Source organism: Streptomyces sp. SID5910 (assembly GCF_009862125.1).
Classification (GTDB): domain Bacteria; phylum Actinomycetota; class Actinomycetes; order Streptomycetales; family Streptomycetaceae; genus Streptomyces.
In genome coordinates, this window is record NZ_WWHX01000344.1 from 1 (window position 1) to 2,354 (window position 2,354).

Below are 2,354 nucleotides of genomic sequence, written 5' to 3' on the forward strand. Positions count from 1 at the left end.
CGGCTGACCGGCCCACGGGGGGCGCGGGGGCGGAGGCCGGCTCGGGCCTCCGCCCCCGCGTCAGGCGTCCCGGCGGGCGGGCGGTGGGGCCGGGTGGGCCGGGTCCAGCTCCTCGACGGCGCGCAGGGCGCCGCCAAGCGTCTTCACCAGCAGGTCGCGCATGGTCTCGCGGGGCAGTCCGGGACGGTCGATCCAGTCCAGGGTGGCGCCCTCGACGCCGCACACCCAGGAGAGCAGCCCCATGCGGGCCACCGGGCCGATGTCGCGACGGCCGTACGCGCCCTCGGCGATGGTCTCGACGATCGCCTCGCGCACTCCGTCGCGGATGGCGTGCACCTCGGCGTCGAAGCCGACGCCGCCGCTGACGATCGCGCGGTACGCGGCCTGGTGGTGCTCGGCGTAGCGCAGATAGCCGTCGATGGTGCGGTGGACGCGGTCCACCTGCGGCAGTTCGGTCCCGCCGGCCGCGGTGGTCACCAGGCCGGCGACGGAGTCCTGGATGATGGCCAGGTAGTAGCCCCGCTTGGACCGGAAGTAGTAGTAGATCAGCCCCTTGGCCACATTCGCCTGGCGGGCGATGTCGTCCATCGAGAGCGCGTCGTACGACGTGTCGGCGAACAACCTGCGCCCGATGGCGATGAGTTCGGCACGGCGGGCCAGCGAGCGCTCCGTGCCGCGCGCCCGGGGGCGGGCGGCGGCACGCTGTTGACTGATATTCAATTCGACCCTGGTCTCCTACGGGCGGCGGGAAGTCCGCAGTATGCCAGGCCGGGTCGTGGGGCAGGTCACACGCGGGTCAGGTCACAGCAGGCCGAGCTGGACGACGAGCATCGCGATCACCACGACGAGGGTCCAGCCCATGACATGCTCAAGGGCCTTCGGGCCGTCGTCCTTGGGGCCGCCGGTGCGGACGCGGGCGGCGGTGGCGGTGTGTGCGCTCATGACTTCTCGCTGACCTCGGACGGTTGCTGGCTCCCCCACTGACCCTGTCCACCTTGCCACCGTCGGCGGCTTTTGCGGCGGAGACCTTGGTCACAGGCAACGGCCCCCGGCGGTGGTGCGTGCCGGGGGCCGTCGGGGCGGTGCGGGTGTCAGCGCACGCCCACCGCCGCGAGCGCCTTGCGCTGGCGGGGGCTCGGGTGGGCCGGGAAGTACAGGTAGCAGACACCGCCGGTGCCGGAGACGACCTTGCCGGTGGCGTTGTACCGCTTGGTCCTGAGCCAGATGTTCTCCCACTCGCGCCGCTTGTAGACGCGGCGCACGGCCTCGTTGTCGTCCGAGGCGGGGTCGTTGGCGATGACGTCGCCGTCGGCGGTGAAGCCGATCACGGTCATCAGGTGGCCCGAGGTGCCGTATCCGGCCCCGGTCAGTTCCTTCTCCAGGAAGGACTGGGACGTTATGGCCGGGATGCCGGCCGCGATCAGCGTCTCCAGGTCGGTCAGGGAGCCGAGGCGGGTGACGACGCCCTGGAGGCCGGGGAAGGTGGCCGCGTAGGCGGCGTTGAAGGGCCAGTTGCCGCAGCCCGCGTACTGGAAGTCGTACGTGTACCGGGCGGCGTGGCAGACCTGCGGGTCGGCGTAGGACGGGTCGACCCAGGCGAGCTGCTGTTTGGTGAGCCGACCGCCCCAGTACTCGACGATCATCTGCGAGGAGGTGGGGCTGCACCAGGCCTCGCCGCCGTTGTCGTACTCCGGGTACTGGCCCTTGTGGATCTCCTGCGAGTAGCGCGGGACGCGCAGTTCGCCGGCGAGGCCGGGAGCGGAGGCGGGGACGGTGAAGCGGTCGGGGATGTCGGAGCCCATGGCGCCGAGCCGCCAGACGGTGGGGGTGGCCCGGGTGCCGGGGCGGCGGTGAAGGGTCAGCCTGAGCCGGTAGGAGGCCAGGCGCAGGCCGGTGGAGGCGTCGTCGATCGAGAAGGTGTCCGTCCAGATGCTGCTCTTGCCGTCGCTCTGGTCGTCGACCGAGGTCCGCCGGATGTCCTGGTCGTCGGCGGCCCAGCGGCCCATGACGTACCAGGGCGTGTCCGTGCCGTCCGAGTAGGTGCCCAGGAGCTCGACCTGGATCCAGGTGCCGGCCGGGGTGTGGGCGTTCCAGGAGGCGATGACCTCGGTGGCGGGCACGGCGAGCCGGTGGACGGGCGACGTCCAGGTGGCGTACTCCCACGCGGCGGTCCTGCCGGTGTGCGGGTCGGTGTAGTCGGTGGTGCCGGCCGGGGTGCCGACGACGACGCCGGGCCGGGCGCCGGCGACGGGCCGGGCGCCCCGCGCGGTGCCGCCCCGCCAGTCGTGGAACGTGGTCCAGGCCCGGTAGTCGACCGGGCGGGGGGCGCGGTCGGGGTCCGCGGACACGGTGCC

The 2,354-nt window shown here is 72.8% G+C and carries 3 protein-coding genes; all 3 read right to left on the reverse strand.

Going from position 1 to position 2,354, the window contains the following annotated elements:
- Positions 1–60 precede the first annotated feature (60 nt).
- The gene (locus tag GTW67_RS11845; RefSeq protein WP_161164765.1) at positions 61–720 is read right to left on the reverse strand and encodes a TetR/AcrR family transcriptional regulator; all 660 of its coding nucleotides are present in this window, start codon (positions 718–720) and stop codon (positions 61–63) included.
- An 81-nt stretch (positions 721–801) separates the two neighbouring features.
- A complete protein-coding gene (locus GTW67_RS11850) occupies positions 802–942 on the reverse strand; it encodes an SCO1431 family membrane protein (protein WP_161164766.1) in 141 nt (46 codons plus the stop codon).
- A 149-nt stretch (positions 943–1,091) separates the two neighbouring features.
- Positions 1,092–2,348 carry a C39 family peptidase gene (locus tag GTW67_RS11855; protein WP_161164767.1) on the reverse strand — a complete coding sequence of 419 codons (1,257 nt, stop codon included), beginning with the start codon at positions 2,346–2,348 and terminating at the stop codon, positions 1,092–1,094.
- Positions 2,349–2,354 lie beyond the last annotated feature (6 nt).

What these genes read in the sequence shown, in the direction of transcription:
- GTW67_RS11850 (WP_161164766.1), bottom strand. Translation starts at nt 942, where the DNA reads ATGAGCGCACACACCGCCACCGCCGCCCGCGTCCGCACCGGCGGCCCC.